The 13,746-nt window shown below is 74.4% G+C and carries 13 protein-coding genes; 9 read left to right on the top strand and 4 right to left on the bottom strand.

Annotated elements, in window-relative coordinates:
- Window positions 1-59: 59 nt before the first annotated feature.
- The 7 genes from ACFQS1_RS00140 (at window position 60) to ACFQS1_RS00110 (ending at window position 6,998) form a co-directional block, all read left to right on the top strand.
- Complete coding sequence (locus ACFQS1_RS00140; RefSeq protein WP_378963763.1) at window positions 60-641, top strand: RNA polymerase sigma factor; 582 nt, start codon at window positions 60-62, stop codon at window positions 639-641.
- A 34-nt stretch (window positions 642-675) separates the two neighbouring features.
- Window positions 676-1,434, top strand: coding sequence for a hypothetical protein (locus ACFQS1_RS00135; protein ID WP_378963762.1), 759 nt, complete (start codon window positions 676-678; stop codon window positions 1,432-1,434).
- Window positions 1,431-1,814 (top strand): hypothetical protein, encoded by a 384-nt coding sequence (locus ACFQS1_RS00130; RefSeq protein ID WP_378963761.1) that lies wholly within the window; start codon window positions 1,431-1,433, stop codon window positions 1,812-1,814. Before ACFQS1_RS00135 ends, ACFQS1_RS00130 begins: the two co-directional genes overlap by 4 nt.
- Window positions 1,811-3,904, top strand: coding sequence for a bifunctional polysaccharide deacetylase/glycosyltransferase family 2 protein (locus tag ACFQS1_RS00125; RefSeq protein ID WP_378963759.1), 2,094 nt, complete (start codon window positions 1,811-1,813; stop codon window positions 3,902-3,904). Before ACFQS1_RS00130 ends, ACFQS1_RS00125 begins: the two co-directional genes overlap by 4 nt.
- Window positions 3,905-3,930: 26 nt before the next feature.
- Window positions 3,931-4,194 (top strand): STAS domain-containing protein, encoded by a 264-nt coding sequence (locus ACFQS1_RS00120; protein WP_378963758.1) that lies wholly within the window; start codon window positions 3,931-3,933, stop codon window positions 4,192-4,194.
- A gap of 110 nt (window positions 4,195-4,304) precedes the next feature.
- Window positions 4,305-5,513, top strand: coding sequence for an enoyl-[acyl-carrier-protein] reductase FabV (fabV, locus tag ACFQS1_RS00115; RefSeq protein ID WP_378963757.1), 1,209 nt, complete (start codon window positions 4,305-4,307; stop codon window positions 5,511-5,513).
- Window positions 5,514-5,951: 438 nt separating this feature from the next.
- Window positions 5,952-6,998 (top strand): phosphorylase family protein, encoded by a 1,047-nt coding sequence (locus tag ACFQS1_RS00110; protein ID WP_378963756.1) that lies wholly within the window; start codon window positions 5,952-5,954, stop codon window positions 6,996-6,998.
- Here the strand turns inward: ACFQS1_RS00110 and ACFQS1_RS00105 are convergent.
- Window positions 6,973-7,740: an LLM class flavin-dependent oxidoreductase gene (locus ACFQS1_RS00105; RefSeq protein ID WP_378963754.1), complete on the bottom strand. Its 768-nt coding sequence runs from the start codon at window positions 7,738-7,740 to the stop codon at window positions 6,973-6,975. The genes ACFQS1_RS00110 and ACFQS1_RS00105 overlap by 26 nt on opposite strands.
- Here ACFQS1_RS00105 and ACFQS1_RS00100 point away from each other — a divergent pair.
- Window positions 7,739-8,530: a DUF2306 domain-containing protein gene (locus tag ACFQS1_RS00100; protein ID WP_378963753.1), complete on the top strand. Its 792-nt coding sequence runs from the start codon at window positions 7,739-7,741 to the stop codon at window positions 8,528-8,530. The two genes, ACFQS1_RS00105 and ACFQS1_RS00100, sit on opposite strands and share 2 nt — an antisense overlap.
- Window positions 8,531-8,560: 30 nt before the next feature.
- Complete coding sequence (locus ACFQS1_RS00095) at window positions 8,561-8,920, top strand: MmcQ/YjbR family DNA-binding protein (RefSeq protein WP_378963752.1); 360 nt, start codon at window positions 8,561-8,563, stop codon at window positions 8,918-8,920.
- Here ACFQS1_RS00095 and ACFQS1_RS00090 read toward each other — a convergent pair.
- The 3 genes from ACFQS1_RS00090 to ACFQS1_RS00080 are packed head-to-tail and all read right to left on the bottom strand — an operon-like array spanning window position 8,917 to window position 13,734.
- On the bottom strand, window positions 8,917-11,892 hold the full coding sequence (locus ACFQS1_RS00090) for a glycine--tRNA ligase (protein WP_378963750.1): 2,976 nt from the start codon (window positions 11,890-11,892) through the stop codon (window positions 8,917-8,919). The two genes, ACFQS1_RS00095 and ACFQS1_RS00090, sit on opposite strands and share 4 nt — an antisense overlap.
- 23 nt (window positions 11,893-11,915) lie before the next feature.
- Window positions 11,916-12,779 (bottom strand): GDSL-type esterase/lipase family protein, encoded by an 864-nt coding sequence (locus tag ACFQS1_RS00085; RefSeq protein WP_378963749.1) that lies wholly within the window; start codon window positions 12,777-12,779, stop codon window positions 11,916-11,918.
- A 10-nt stretch (window positions 12,780-12,789) separates the two neighbouring features.
- Window positions 12,790-13,734 (bottom strand): ArsR/SmtB family transcription factor, encoded by a 945-nt coding sequence (locus tag ACFQS1_RS00080; protein ID WP_378963748.1) that lies wholly within the window; start codon window positions 13,732-13,734, stop codon window positions 12,790-12,792.
- Between the last annotated feature and the right edge of the window lie 12 nt (window positions 13,735-13,746).

Here is a 13,746-nt window from a genome sequence, read left to right as displayed (position 1 = left end):
GAGGGGCGCGCGTGGTAGAACACGTGGTCGATCGATGCGGAGCGTCCCGGGGAGCGTACTTGCCGACGGATGACGAGCTCGCCGGCGCCCTGAGCGCCGCGCGGGCCGGCCACGAGCACGGCTTCGCCGTCCTCTGGCGGGAGCTGCACCCCGCGGTGCTGCGGTACCTGCGGGTGGTGGCCGGCGACGCCGCCGAGGACGCCGCCTCCGAGACGTGGCTGCAGGTGGCGCGCGACCTCGACCGGTTCACCGGCGACCCGGCGGCGTTCCGCGGCTGGCTGTTCCGCATCGCCCGGCACCGCGGCATCGACGAGCTGCGCCGGGCCCGGCGCCGGCGGGAGGAGCCCGCCGAGACCCTCGAGACCGGCACGCCGGCCCGGGATGCCGCCGCCGAGGCGATCGAGGGGGTGGAGACCGCGTGGGCCCTCGATCGGGTGATGGCCCTGCCGGCCGACCAGGCGGAGGCCGTGATGCTGCGGATCGTGGCCGGGCTCGACGTCGCCGCCACCGCCCGGGTGCTGGGCAAGCGCCCCGGCGCGGTGCGGATCGCCACCATGCGCGGGCTGCGCCGGCTGGGCGCCGATCCGCAGGTCCGCGACCGCGCCGGGGAAAACTTCCACGAGTCCCGCGAGGGGGTGTAACAGGATGCGGCCCCTCGACGCTCTCCTGCGTGCGATGCGTACATGGCGAGATCACCGGCACGGCCTCGACGAGGCCGACCGGTTGGCTGCGGGTGGCCGGGCCGGTCCGGGAAGCCCCGGCCTCGACCACTTGCTCGACGCCCTCCGCGCCCCCGCCGCCCCGGGGGAGCGCGGCGGCGAGCACACCGTGGCCGCGGCTCTCGCCGCGGAGCGTCGCCGCGCTGCGGGAACCACTCGGCGGAAGGGACGGATGCCGGCGTCCACGAGAACGATCGTCGTGAGCACCGCGACGGCCCTCGTCGTTCTCGGCGCCGCCGGCACCGCTGTGGCGGCAGGTACCGGGCACCTTCCGCCGGCGGTCCAGCAGCGCGCGCACCGCCTGTTCTCGGCGCTGGGCGTACCAGCGCCGAGAACAGGTCCGCCCTCCGCGGCGGCGTCTCCCTCGACGGCACCCGGCAAGCCGACGGTGGCCACCACCCGGCCGTCACCCGCGTCCACCGCCACCATCGCCGTGCCGGCACGGGAGCTGGCCTGGTGCATGGCGTGGCGGAAGGCGGCCGGCGGCGGTCAGCCGATGAACGGCCGGGACCGGCGCGACCTGATCGCCGCCGCCGGGGGCAAGGAGCAGGTCGAGCGGTACTGCGGCGCCCTCTCCGGGTCGCCGACGGGCGCACCGGCGGCCACCCCGGCCGCGACGACGAGCGCGCCCGGGAAGTCCGGCTCGCACCGCGCCACGCCGTCTCATCCGGCGCCGCACGCCACCACCCCGAGCCACCCGGGCGGAAAGAAATGATCGTCGATCCCGTTTTCGTCGACCGGTCCGGCCGGCGACGCCGCGTCCTCGTGGCCGCCGGCGCCGCCGGCGGGCTGCTGCTGGTCGCGGCCGTGGTCGCGTTGCTCGCCGGCTTCACCGGGCCGGGCGAAACCGGCCTGCCCGGCTGGCCGGCGGCGACCGGCCGGCACGCCGCGCCGAAGACCCACGCCCCGGTGCCGGCGGCCACCGCGGCCGCCACGACCACTGCGGCCGGTCCCGCGGCCACCGCCACCACGCCCGCCGCGCCGCCGACGGCCTCCCCGTCCCCGCCCCCATCCGCGACCCCGTCGGCTTCCGCGTCCACGCATCCCCGCAACCACGGCCGCGGACCGAGCATGCGCGCGTCGAAGAAGAAATGACCGGGGGCAAACGGGTCCGCCGGCGCGAGCCGCGCGCCCACTGGGTGCTGCTCGCGCTGGCGATGCTCGTCCTGCTGGCCGAGCTGAGCCTGGACGGCTACGTCACCCATGCCGGCGCCGAGGACGGCGACGCGCGGGCGGCGGACACCACGCCGGCGCCCGTGGCCGCCACGGCCGGCGCCGCCGTCCAGCGACTGGAGAGCGACGGGAGGGTGACCAGCCGTGCGCTGCCCGCCCGGACCATCGCGCTGACCTTCGACGACGGCCCCGACCCGGTGTGGACGCCGCGCGTGCTCGAGGTCCTGGCCCGGCACCGCGCCCGCGCCACGTTCTTCGAGGTGGGCTCCCGGGTCAACGAGCACCCGGAGATCGCCCGCGAGGTCCTGGCCGGCGGCAACGAGATCGGCTCGCACACGTTCACCCATGTCCGCTCGGGAACGCCGGCCTGGCGCATGCGCCTGGAGCTCACCCTCACCGGCAACGCGGTCGCCGCCGCCACCGGGCGCCGGCCGGTGCTGCTGCGCCTGCCGTACTCGTCGTCGCCCGACGCGCTCACCGGCGCCGAGTTCAGCGCCTGGCGCGCGGCCGCGCCGGGCTACCTGCTCACGCTGACCGACCACGACACCGGCGACTGGCGGCGGCCCGGCGCCGGCGCGATCGCCCGCCAGATCAAGCCCGGGATAGTCATGCTGCACGACAGCGGTGGCGACCGCGCCCAGACCGTGGCCGCGCTCGAGAGCGCGATTCCGCGGTTGCAGGCTCAGGGCTATCGCTTCGTCACCGTCTCGGAGGCGCTCGGGCTGCCGCCGGCGCCCGCCGCGCCCGCGGCCCAGCGGTGGCGCGGCCAGGCGCTGCGGGCCGCCCAGCTCGCCGCGTCCGGGCTGGCCCGGCTCCTGATTTTCCTGATGATCGTCGCCGTGGTGCTGGGGCTGTTCCGCCTCGCCGTGCAGCTCGGCGCGGTGGCCGTGCACGTGCGGCGGGTGCGTCGCCGGCACCGCCGGCCGCTGCAGTACCTCGGGCCGGTCAGCGTGATCGTGCCGGCGTACAACGAGGCCGCCAACATCGCCGCGACGGTCCGCTCGCTGATCGGCAACGACTACCCGGCGATCGAGGTCATCGTCGTCGACGACGGCTCCACCGACGACACCAGCGGCATCGTGGAGCGCCTCGGCCTGCCCGGGGTGCACGTCATCCGGCAGGACAACGCCGGCAAACCCGCCGCCCTCAACACCGGCATCCGGCGTTCCCGCGGCGACGTCCTGGTGCTGGTGGACGGCGACACGGTCTTCGAGCCCGGGGCCATCGGCCGCCTCGTGCAGCCGCTCGCCGACGCCCGCGTCGGGGCGGTGTCCGGCAACACCAAGGTCGCCAACCGCGGCGGCCTGCTCGGCCGGTGGCAGCACCTCGAGTACGTCATCGGCTTCAACCTGGACCGCCGGCTGTTCGAGGTCGCCCGCTGCATGCCGACGGTGCCGGGCGCGATCGGTGCGTTCCGCCGCGCCGCGGTGCACGACGCGGGCGGGGTGCCGGCCGACACCCTCGCCGAGGACACCGACTTCACCATGGCGATCCTCCGGGCCGGGTGGCTGGTCGTCTACGAGCCGGAGGCGGTCGCCTGGACCGAGGCGCCCGCCACGCTGCGCCAGCTCTGGCGGCAGCGCCATCGCTGGTGCTACGGCACCATGCAGGCGATGTGGAAGCACCGCGGCGCCGTGCTCCAGCGCGGCGCCTCGGGCCGCCTCGGCCGGCGCGGGCTCGGCTACCTGCTGCTGTTCCAGGTCCTGCTGCCGCTGACCGCGCCGATGATCGACGTGTACGGGCTCTACAGCGTGCTCTTCCTGTCGTGGGGCCGCGCCGCCGCGGTCTGGGCCGGCTTCACCGCGGTCCAGGTCGCCACGGCGGCGGTGGCCCTGCGGCTGGACCGGGAGCGGTACGGCCCGCTGTGGAGCCTGCCGCTGCAACAGATCGTCTACCGCCAGCTGATGTATCTGGTGGTCATCCAGTCCACGGTGGCGGCGCTGCTCGGCGGCCGGCTGCGCTGGCATCGCATGATCCGCACCGGCTCGGCCGCGATCCCGGATCGGGTGTAACGCCCGCGCGAGGGCGAGAGGCCGGCATGACGACGGTGCGACTGCGGGGAGAGGTCGACATGGCGACGGCGGCCGCGCTGGAACGGACGCTGGTGCGCGCCATCGATCCGGGCTCCGACCTGGTCGTCGACGTCGGCGAGCTGACCTTCATCGACGCCGCCGGGCTGCGGGCGCTGGGCCGGGTCGACGAGCGGATGCGCGAGCACGGCCGGCGGCTGCGCCTGGCGGGGGCGACCCCGCAACTGCGCCGGATGCTCGGCGTGCTGGGGCTGCACGACCTGGCGCCGTAGCGGCCGCGGCGACCCGGGCGCGGCAGCTACTCGCCGCCGCGCCGGCGGATCGGTGCGACACCGGGCCGCGGACAGCGCCAACCGGGTGATCCGCCGCTACGCTACGGACCATGTCCGAGCGCATCGTCAGTCCGACCGGCCGCGGGTTTCTCCTGCTCGATTCGCACCCCGCCGGGTGCGCGGCGAGCGTCGCACGGATGCGCGCCGAGGCCGAGTCCGAGCCTGGGGCCGGATCGAAAGCGGAGACGGGGGCGGGACCGACCGCCCTCGTGATCGGCTCCAGCGCCGGCTACGGCCTGGCCGCGACCGTCGCCGGGCTGGTCCGGCACGGCATCCGCGGGCTCGGCATCGGCTTCGAGCGGCCGGCCGGCCGGCGCAGCGCCACCGCCGGCTGGTACCGCACCATCGCCACCGACGCGATCGCCCGCGAGCTCGGCTGCGACTTCTCGTTCCGCAACGCCGACGCGTTCGCCGACACCACCAAGACCGAGGCGCTGGACCTGATCGCCGAGCGGTTCGGCGGCGTGGACTATCTGATCTACAGCGTCGCGGCGCCGCGGCGTACCGACCCGCGCAGCGGCGAGACGTACCAGTCGGTGATCAAGCCGCTCGGCCGCACGTACGTCACGAAGACGCTCGAGTTCGACATCGAGGGCACGCCGTCGCTGCGCGAGGTCACGCTCGAGCCGGCCACCGAGGCCGAGGCGGACGCGACCGTACGGGTGATGGGCGGCGAGGACTGGTCGCGCTGGGTCGAGGCGCTGGCCGGGCGGGGGCTGCTGCGCGATGGGTTCCGCACGGTCGCGCTGACGTACATCGGCTCGGAGCTGAACGCGCCGATCTACCGCAACGGCACCATCGGCGCGGCCAAGGCCGACCTGGAGGCGACGGCCCGGGAGCTCGACGCCCGGCTGGCGCCGCACGGCGGCAAGGCCCTGACGGTGGTGAACGGCGCCGCGGTCACCCAGGCCTCGACGGCGATCCCGAGCATCGCGCTGTACGTGAGCATGCTGCGGGGCGAGCTGGGCGACCGGCTGCAGTCGCCGATCGAGCAGTCGGTGCGGCTGTGGGAGCAGCTGACCGGGGCGCGGCCGTTCGATGTGGACGACGAGGGCCGCGCGCGGCTCGACCGGTGGGAGCTGGATCCGGCGGTGCAGGCCGGGGTCACCAAGCGGTGGCAGGCGATCACGCCCGAGTCGGTGTTCGAGCTCGCCGACATCGACTGGTTCCGCACCCAGTTCCGGTCGTTGTACGGCTTCGACGTGCCGGGCGTCGACTACACCCGGCCGGTCGAGACCGATCAGCCCTGGCCCGCGTGAAAAGTGACGAGTCTCACACCGTTACCTCTCGTGACGGCGTCTTCGCTTCCCTGCTAACCGACCTAGCGGTCGGGTTGCGATCCGGGGAGCGTGCGGCGCTCTTGGCCACGCGCCGTGTCGGGCCGCGCGGCCAGGCCAAAGACTCCAGACGCGCAAACCGGGCGTGCAACTTGCACGTTTGCTCCGATCGCGAGGACGGCGCGGAACGGGCGCCCGGCGATGTAGCGCTACTGGCAGCTACCCCGATCGCGACGTGGTCTGAGTAGCATGCGGCTAGCACTTGACGATGCAATGCCATCTGCACGTGCATATGCATGCGATCGGCGCGGCGTGGGCGGCGGTCTCCAGGGGTGATCTCAACAGAGGGCGTCTCCGCGGGGTGATCTCAACACGGGGTGATCTCGGCAGGGGGCGATCTTCACATGGGAGGGGAATGCGATGCCTGCCGATGTGATGCCTGCCGCTTCCTATGCGACAACCTTACACACGACTAGGGATGGCCTGTCAAGGGCCGGGGTCGACGTCCTGGTCGTCACCGCCCTGCAGGCCGAATGCGAGGCGGCCCGGGAGGCGGGCCTGGCCGGCGGGATCGCCGGCTGGCGGGCCTGCGACCCGGCCACCTCGGCGCCGTACCTGCGCGGGGAGTACACGACCGGCGGGGGCGCGTCGTTCGTGGTCGCGCTCGCGCGCCCGGCGCGGATGGGCGGCATCGCGACCGGCCCGCTCGTCTCCACCCTGGTGGAACGCCTGAAACCGCAATGCGTGGCGATGTCCGGGGTGTGCGCGGGCAATCCGGAGAGCGCCGCCCTCGGGGACGTGATCGTCGCCGAGCTGACCTACCTCTACGACGAGGGCAAGGGCGACCACCGGCAGTTCCCGCTGGCCGACCGGTGGGTGCGCGAGGCCCAGGAGTTGTCCGCGGCCGACCTGCCGAGCTACGGCGAGGTCAGCCCGGCGGACGCCCGGCTCTGGCTGCTCGAGAGGCTGCTGGCCGGGGAGGACCCGACGCGGCATCCGGCCCGCCGGCGGTACTTCCCCGGCGACACCTGGGCGGAGTGCGTCCGGTCCCTGGTGGAGGGCGGGCTGGTGGTACGGGACGGGGCCCGGCTGTCCCTGACCGGCGTCGGCCGGCTGCACATCGAGCAGGTGATCTGCGACGACGTCCACGGGCCGCGCCGCCTGCCGTTCCGGATCGCCGTCGGCCCGATGGCCAGTGGCAATGTCGTGGTGCGGGACGGCGTCACCTGGCAACAGCTGAAGCAGCGGGGCGTGCGCACGGTGCTCGGCCTCGACATGGAGGCGGCGGCCGTCGCGTGTGCCGCGTTCTGCGCCGAGGTCCCGTACTGGGTCGTGGTGAAGGGCGTCATGGACCACGCGGATCCCCGCAAGGACGACCGGTACAAGTCGTTCGCGGCGCGCGCCTCCGCCGAGGTCCTTTTCCAGCTCCTCGAGCGGGGGCTCAGGCGGCCGGCGGCCCCTGCGTGACGCGGGCGGCCGCGGCCGGGCGATCGCCGCGCCACCAGCCCAGCGCCTCCACCCACCAGGTGAGTCCGGCCGCCGCGTACGGCGCGACCTGCGCGGCCGCCGTCGCCGGGCCGGTCGCGCCCTCCAGCACCAGGTCGGGCTCCCCGGTGGCCCGCTCCCGCACGTAGGCGGCCGCCGCGGCGAAGTCGCCGGGGTCGACGTTGCGCAGGCGCTGATTCTCGAAGATGGGCATCGCGCCGTCGTAGCGGGCCGCCCGGCGCAGGCCGGCCCGGTGCGGCCACAGCCCGCCGCACCAGATCGGCGGCCGCGGGACGTTCCACTGCGACCAGAGCTCGCCCATCCGCTCGAGCCGCTCGTCGAGGGCCCGCCCGCGCGCCCGCGGCGAGGGGTCGAGGCCGAACTCGGTGAACTCCTCGTCCATCGACCCGAGGATGGTCAGCAGGGTGAGCCGCCCGCCGGAGAGCTCGCCGATCGCCGCGGCGTCCTGGGCCACGTCCTGCGCCTGCCGGCGGGGGAGGGTCATCGTCATGATGATGCGCACCCGGCTGGTCCGCGCCGCGATCGCGGCGGCCGCCACCGTCGCGCTGGTCACCGGCCAGTCGCGGTCGTGGAACAGCACGTGGTCCCACACGTGGACGCCGTCCCAGCCGTGCTGCTCGGCGGCGACCGCGAGGTCGGTGAGGAAGTTGACGTCGCCGAACTGACCCACCGTGGGCAGGCCGACGGCATACCGGATCGCCATGGACAGGAACCCTACCGGCCGGCGCATCGGCCGGAAGTACGGTCCTTGCGCCGTCATAAAGACCGGCGCGAACCCGGCCCGCAAGCCGATGATCCGGGCCGCCGGCGCCGGGAGCATGGACGGCATGACCCCGCGCACGAGCCGGCTCATCCCGGCCGGGCTGATCGCCCTCACCCTGATCCCGGCCGCCGGCGGCGCCGTCCGCCTCGGCAGTCTCGCCTCCGGCGGCCCGGTCACCCCCGGCAACGAGCGCTTCTTCGCGATGCCGGTGCCGGTCGTGCTGCACATCGTCGCGGCCCTGATCTACTGCGTGCTCGGCGCGTTCCAGTTCGCGCCGCGCTTCCGGCGCCGCCGCCCGCGGTGGCACCGCACGGCCGGCTGGGTGCTGGTTCCGGCCGGTCTGACGGTCGCGCTCACCGGCGTGTGGATGACTTTGGCGTACGAGTTCCCGGCGGTCGACGGCACGGCGGTGAAGATCGAGCGCTTGATCGTCGGCGGCGTGCTGGCCGCGGCGATCGTCCTGGCGATCCGGGCCGTGCGCCGGCGCGACTTCGCCGGCCACCGGGCCTGGATGATCCGCGCCTACGCCCTGGCCCAGGGCGCCGGCACCCAGGCGTTCACCCAGGTGCCGTGGATGCTGCTGGCCGGGGAGCTGGACGCGACCGGGCGGGCGGTCGCGCTCGGCGGCGGCTGGCTGATCAACGCGCTGATCGCCGAATGGATCATCCGCCGGAAGAAGCGGCCCGCCCGCGTCCCGGCCCGTCCCCGCTACGAGGTCGCCACGTCGTAAGGTCTTCCCGACGGCGGGAAGGGGACGACGGTGGCGGATGCCGACGACGTGCGCCGGCTGGCGCTGGCGTTGCCGCACGTGGTGGAGATCGACAGCGACGGCTTCGATTTCCGGGTGGGCAACAAGGGCTTCGTCTGGTCCTATCCGGAGCGCGTGCCCGGCAAGCCCCGCGTCCTGCGCACCGACATCGCCGTCCTCTACGTCGGCGACGAGGCCGAGAAGCAGGCGCTGCTCCTCGGCGAGCCCGTCCGGTTCTTCACCACCCCCGGGTACGACGGCCTGCCGCTGGTGATGCTGCGCCTGGGCGAGGTGACCGTCGACCGCCTCGCCGAGCTGATCACCGACGCCTGGCGGATGCGCGCCCCGCAGGACATCGCCGGCACGGTCTAGCGCAGTTGCAGCTCCGGCCAGTCGAGCAGGCCGGCGCCGAGGTCGCGCACCGTGGCCAGCAGCCCCAGCCGGGCGGCCCGCAGGGCGGCGTCGTCGGCCATCACGAAGACCTCGTCGAAGAACGTGGCGAGCGGCGCGACCAGCCGGGCCACGATGCCGGTGAAGCGGAACAGGTCGGGCTCCGGGGACGGGCCGAGCTCGGCGGCGACGGCGGTGACGGCGGCGTGCAGCGCGACCTCGGCCGGCTCCTTGAGGATTCCGGCGTCGTACCCGGCCGGGGTGCCCGCCGGGACGATCCGGCGGGCCCGCTGCACGGCCTCCGCCACGGCCACGAAGTCGGGGTTGGCGGTCACGGACGCGAGCTGGGTCAGCAGGTTGGCGGCGACCGCGGGGCGGTCGGCGTGGGGCAGCACCGCGCGCACCCGATCGATCGGGTTGCCCTCCTCCGCGAGGGTCTGCTCGAGCCGTCTGGCCAGGAAGTCGGCGCAGGCCGCGAGGACGTCGCCGGAGACCGGGACCGGCTGCCGCGCGGCCGCCCGGCGCAGGCCGTCGGTCAGGCTGAGCGCGGCCAGCGCCGGATGCGCCCGGTGCACCGCGAGCAGGCCCAGCACGGCCCGCCGCACCGCGAACGGGTCGCTGCTGCCGGTGGGCAGGCCCACGGTCGCGGCCAGGCCGGCCACCAGGTCGAGCCGGTCGGCGAGCGACAGCAGCGCGCCCGGCACCGAGGACGGCAGGTCGTCGCCGGTGTGGCGGGGCAGCTCCGCCTCGTGGACGGCCTGCGCGACGTCGCGCGGCTCGCCGGCGTGCAGCGCGTAGTCGCGGGCCATCACGCCGGCGAGGCTGGTCATCTCGGTGACCAGCTGCGCGCCCTGGTCGAACTTCACCAGCTTCGCCGCCCTGGTCAGGGTGGCCGACGACAGCCCGAGCGAGGCGGCGAGGGAGAGCGCGAGCGCCGCGATCCGGTCCGCCCGGTCGGCCATCGAGCCGAGTTTGTCGGTGAAGGTGAGCCGCTCCAGGCGGCCGCGCAACTCGGCCACGTCGGTGGCGCGGTCGGCGCGGTAGAAGAACGCCGCGTCCTCGTAGCGGGCGCGCAGCACCGCCTCGTTGCCGGCCCGCACCAGCTCGACGTCGACCGGTCCGTTCGCGACGGTCACGAACATCGGCAGCAGCGCGCCGCCGGCGTCGCGCACCGGCAGGTAGCGCTGGTGCTTGCGCATCACTGTGGTCAGCACCGCGTCGGGCAGCGACAGGTAGCTTTCGTCGAACGTGCCGAGCAGCGGGGTGGGCGCCTCGACGAGATGGGTGATCTGGTCGATCAGCGCCGACTCGCCGCGCACGTCCACCCGGCCCTCCGGGTACACGAGGTCCTGCGCGCCGGTGACGATCAGCTCGCGCCGGTCCTCCGGGTCGGCCACGATCCCGTTGACGGCCAGGGTCTCCATGAACGTCTCGGCCGAGGCGATCTCCAGCTCCGGTTCGGCGGCCGTCCGCAGCACCCGGGTCGTCCGGCCGGCCGCGAGCAGGCCCACCGCCACCGGCACCACGTCGTCGCCCCACAGCGCGGTGAGCCAGCGGATCGGCCGGCTGTAGGACAGCTGCGGGTCGCTCCACCGCATGTTCTTGGCCGCCCGCAGGCCGGTCACGACCTTCGCGAGCACGGGGGCCAGGACGCCGGCTGCCGCGCCGCCGGCCTCGTGCCGCTTCAGGACCACATGACGTACGCCGTTGAACTCGGCCTCCGTGGCCTCGCCGGGAGTGGCGCCCTGCCCGCGCAGGAACCCCTCGAGGGCCTTCGTCGGAGCGCCGTCCGCCCCGTACGCCTGGGCGACCTTGGGACCGCGCACCGTCCGTACGTGATCGTCCTCGCGCGCGGCGACGTCCGCGACCACCGCGACCACCCGCCGGGGTGTCACGAACACCCGCACCTCGCCGTGCGCGAGCCGGGTGCCGGCCAGACCGCTGGTGAGCTCCTTCTCGACGGCCTCCGCGGCGGCCCGGCACTCCGCGGGCGGCAGCTCTTCGGTGCCGATCTCGAAGACCAGCAGCCGGCTTCCGTCCCGCGCGGCCGGCGCGTCACGTGCGGTCGCGAGCGCCGGTGGCGAGACTCGGCCGAGTGGATGGCCCAGCTCGTCGCGGCGCGCCACCCACAGCTTGGCGACGTCGCCGGCCAGCCGCCGCATCCGGCCGAACTCGGCCGCCCGGTCGGCGGTGGACACCGCGCCCCGGGCGTCGAGCACGTTGAACGCCTGCGAGCACTTCAGCACGTAGGTGTGCGCGGGCACCGGGAGGCCGGCGTCGATCAGCCGCTGCGCCTCCGCCGCGTAGAGCTCCAGCAGCTGCCGGTTCGCCGTCACGTCGGCGTCGTCCAGGTAGTACCGGGACATCTCGTACTCGGGCTGGCCGAACACCTCGCCGTAGGAGATGCCCGGGCCGTACTCGATGTCCTTGAAGTGATTCTTGTCCTGCAGCGCCATGATGATGCGCTCGATGCCGTAGGTGATCTCCACCGAGACCGGGTCGAGGTTGAGCCCGCCGGCCTGCTGGAAGTACGTGAACTGGGTGATCTCCAGGCCGTCGAGCCAGACCTCCCAGCCCAGCCCCCACGCGCCCAGCGCCGGCGAGGCCCAGTTGTCCTCGACGAACCGCACGTCGTGCGCCGCGACGTCGATGCCGAGCGCGGCCAGACTGCCGAGATAGAGCTCCTGCGGGTGGCCCGGGTCGGGCTTGAGGATCACCTGGAGCTGGGTGTGGGTCTGCAGCCGGTTCGGGTTCTCGCCGTAGCGCGAGTCGTCGGGCCGCACGGACGGCTCGGCGTAGACGACCCGCCAGGGCTCCGGCCCCAGCACCCGCAGGAACGTCGCGGGGTTGAGCGTCCCCGCCCCGACCTCCGTGTTCATCGGCTGCACGACCAGGCACCCCTGATCGGCCCAGTAGGAGGTCAACCGCGCCAGCGCGTCCTGCATGGTGAGCATGGCCGACAAGTCTAGGGCGCCGCCTACCACGTGAAGCGCCCCGGATAGGTGGCCTCGGCGATCCGCTGCTGGCCCTCGGCGTCGGGGTGGAAGTAGTCGAGATGGTTCACCAGGTCGAGCGAGACCCGGGACTCGTGGACGCCGCCGTTGTCCCAGCGGCAGCGCTTGCCGTACGCCTTGCAGGACTGCCGCAGCTGGTCGTCGTAGTCGTCGATGCGGTCGCGCACCTGCCGGCGGCGATCCCGGTCGGGCTTCGCGGTGGAGGTGGGATCGGACAGCATCGCCGGGCAGATGTGCGCGCGCGACCACACCCGTACCGCGCCGGGGTCGGATTGCCCGGCCTGCCACAGGCGATAGATGTCCGGAATGCTGGCCACCAGCACCCGCGACTTGGGCAGGCCCTTCTTCAGGCGGGCGAGGGCCTGGTCGACGTGCGCCCGGAACTCGGTCACCGGGGTCATCCGGGCCGGGGTCGAGACGCAGGCGTCGTTGGCGCCGATCAGGACGGTGACGTACTCGGCCTTCATGCCGACCGCGCGGGCGGCCTGGCCGGGCAGGTCCGCGGCCGAGGCGCCGGGCTGGGCGAAGCTGCGGGCGTGGTCCTCGATCCGGGGATTCTTGGCGAGGATGCGCCGGTAGTGGCTCCCGACGGCGTCGGCGGTGCCGGTCGACCACGAGTTGCGCCCGCAGATCAGGAACGCGCCGCAGCTGCCGAAGCCCGCGGTGATCGAGTCGCCGAGGGCGGCCATCGACGACGGATAGCCCGTCGCGCCGCGGGTCGGTTGCGGCTCCGCGCCGCCGGCGCCCTGCTCGCAGGCGAGCGCCAGGACGCCGAGCAGGACGAACGCGACAATATGCCACCGACGTGACGGAAAGCTACGATCCACGCACGGTATGTTATCCGGCGTGCGCGAGGAGCCGGTCGGCCACCTCGGAGCGGCGGTAGAGCACCGAGCGGCCGTGCCGGGCGCTGACCAGCAGGCCGCCCGCGCGCAGGGCGCGCAGATGCTGGTTGACGGCCGTGGTGGTGACGCCGAGGCGGGCGGCCAGCTCGGTCGACGACGCCGGCGTGCCGAGCGTGGCGAGCAGCCCGGCGCGGTGCGCGCCGAGCAGGGCCGCGAGCGCGCCGGGGGCCGGGAGCGGCTGGGCCTCCCAGAGCGTGCCGACGCCCCGAGTCAGATAGATGATCATCGGGGGCTCCGCGGCCGAGATCGGCACCGAGGCGCTGCTCGTCCACATCGACGGGACGAGGGTGAGCCCGCCCGTGGTCGGGCGCTCGTAGTCGATGTTCGCCGACCGCAGCCGCACCTCGACGATGTCGTCCACCATGCGGACGCGCCCGGCCAGGCCGGCGAACATGGCGGCCAGCCCGCGCTGGACGATCTCGCGCCCGCGGTAGGTCACGTCGCCCTCCAGCAGCGCGCGCATCCGGGGCCAGTGCGGCGCGAAACAGAGATCCCAGTAGCCGGCCAGCGCGTCGATCACCCGGGTGATCGGCGGCGGCCGGTGATCCGGCCCGTGCAGCACCCGCAGGTCGCGCGCGACGATGCCGGCCGGGGTGGCGGCCACCAGCGCGAACTCGTCCTCGAGCCGGGTCAGCGGGGTGCGCGGGCGCGGGGTGAGGAAGTCGGGCGTCCAGAGCGCGTCGTTGACCAGCGACTCCAGCGTCTCGGTGTCGAGCCGGTCGCGGGCGCGCTCGAGGTCGCGGATCCACGGCAGGTGCAGCGGGTACCGGCCCGGGTCGCGCCAGGCATGCAGCGAGAGAACCAGCTCGTTGAGCGGCGAGATGGCGAACCGGACGTCGGCGAGATCCTGGCCGACCAGGCGGTAGCGCACGGGCATGAAGAAATACGC

This window comes from Paractinoplanes rhizophilus (assembly GCF_042664765.1).
In the GTDB taxonomy this organism is placed as follows: domain Bacteria; phylum Actinomycetota; class Actinomycetes; order Mycobacteriales; family Micromonosporaceae; genus Actinoplanes; species Actinoplanes rhizophilus.
This window is presented reverse-complemented; position numbering and strand designations above follow the sequence as displayed.

Excerpts from the sequence above, each read along its gene's own strand:
- ACFQS1_RS00135 (WP_378963762.1), top strand. The coding sequence starts at position 676 with ATGCGTACATGGCGAGATCACCGGCACGGCCTCGACGAGGCCGACCGG.
- ACFQS1_RS00130 (WP_378963761.1), top strand. The coding sequence starts at position 1,431 with ATGATCGTCGATCCCGTTTTCGTCGACCGGTCCGGCCGGCGACGCCGC.
- ACFQS1_RS00125 (WP_378963759.1), top strand. The coding sequence starts at position 1,811 with ATGACCGGGGGCAAACGGGTCCGCCGGCGCGAGCCGCGCGCCCACTGG.
- ACFQS1_RS00120 (WP_378963758.1), top strand. The coding sequence starts at position 3,931 with ATGACGACGGTGCGACTGCGGGGAGAGGTCGACATGGCGACGGCGGCC.
- fabV (WP_378963757.1), top strand. The coding sequence starts at position 4,305 with ATGTCCGAGCGCATCGTCAGTCCGACCGGCCGCGGGTTTCTCCTGCTC.
- ACFQS1_RS00110 (WP_378963756.1), top strand. The coding sequence starts at position 5,952 with ATGCCTGCCGATGTGATGCCTGCCGCTTCCTATGCGACAACCTTACAC.
- ACFQS1_RS00100 (WP_378963753.1), top strand. The coding sequence starts at position 7,739 with ATGGACAGGAACCCTACCGGCCGGCGCATCGGCCGGAAGTACGGTCCT.
- ACFQS1_RS00105 (WP_378963754.1), bottom strand. The coding sequence starts at position 7,740 with ATGGCGATCCGGTATGCCGTCGGCCTGCCCACGGTGGGTCAGTTCGGC.
- ACFQS1_RS00090 (WP_378963750.1), bottom strand. The coding sequence starts at position 11,892 with ATGCTCACCATGCAGGACGCGCTGGCGCGGTTGACCTCCTACTGGGCC.
- ACFQS1_RS00080 (WP_378963748.1), bottom strand. The coding sequence starts at position 13,734 with ATGCCCGTGCGCTACCGCCTGGTCGGCCAGGATCTCGCCGACGTCCGG.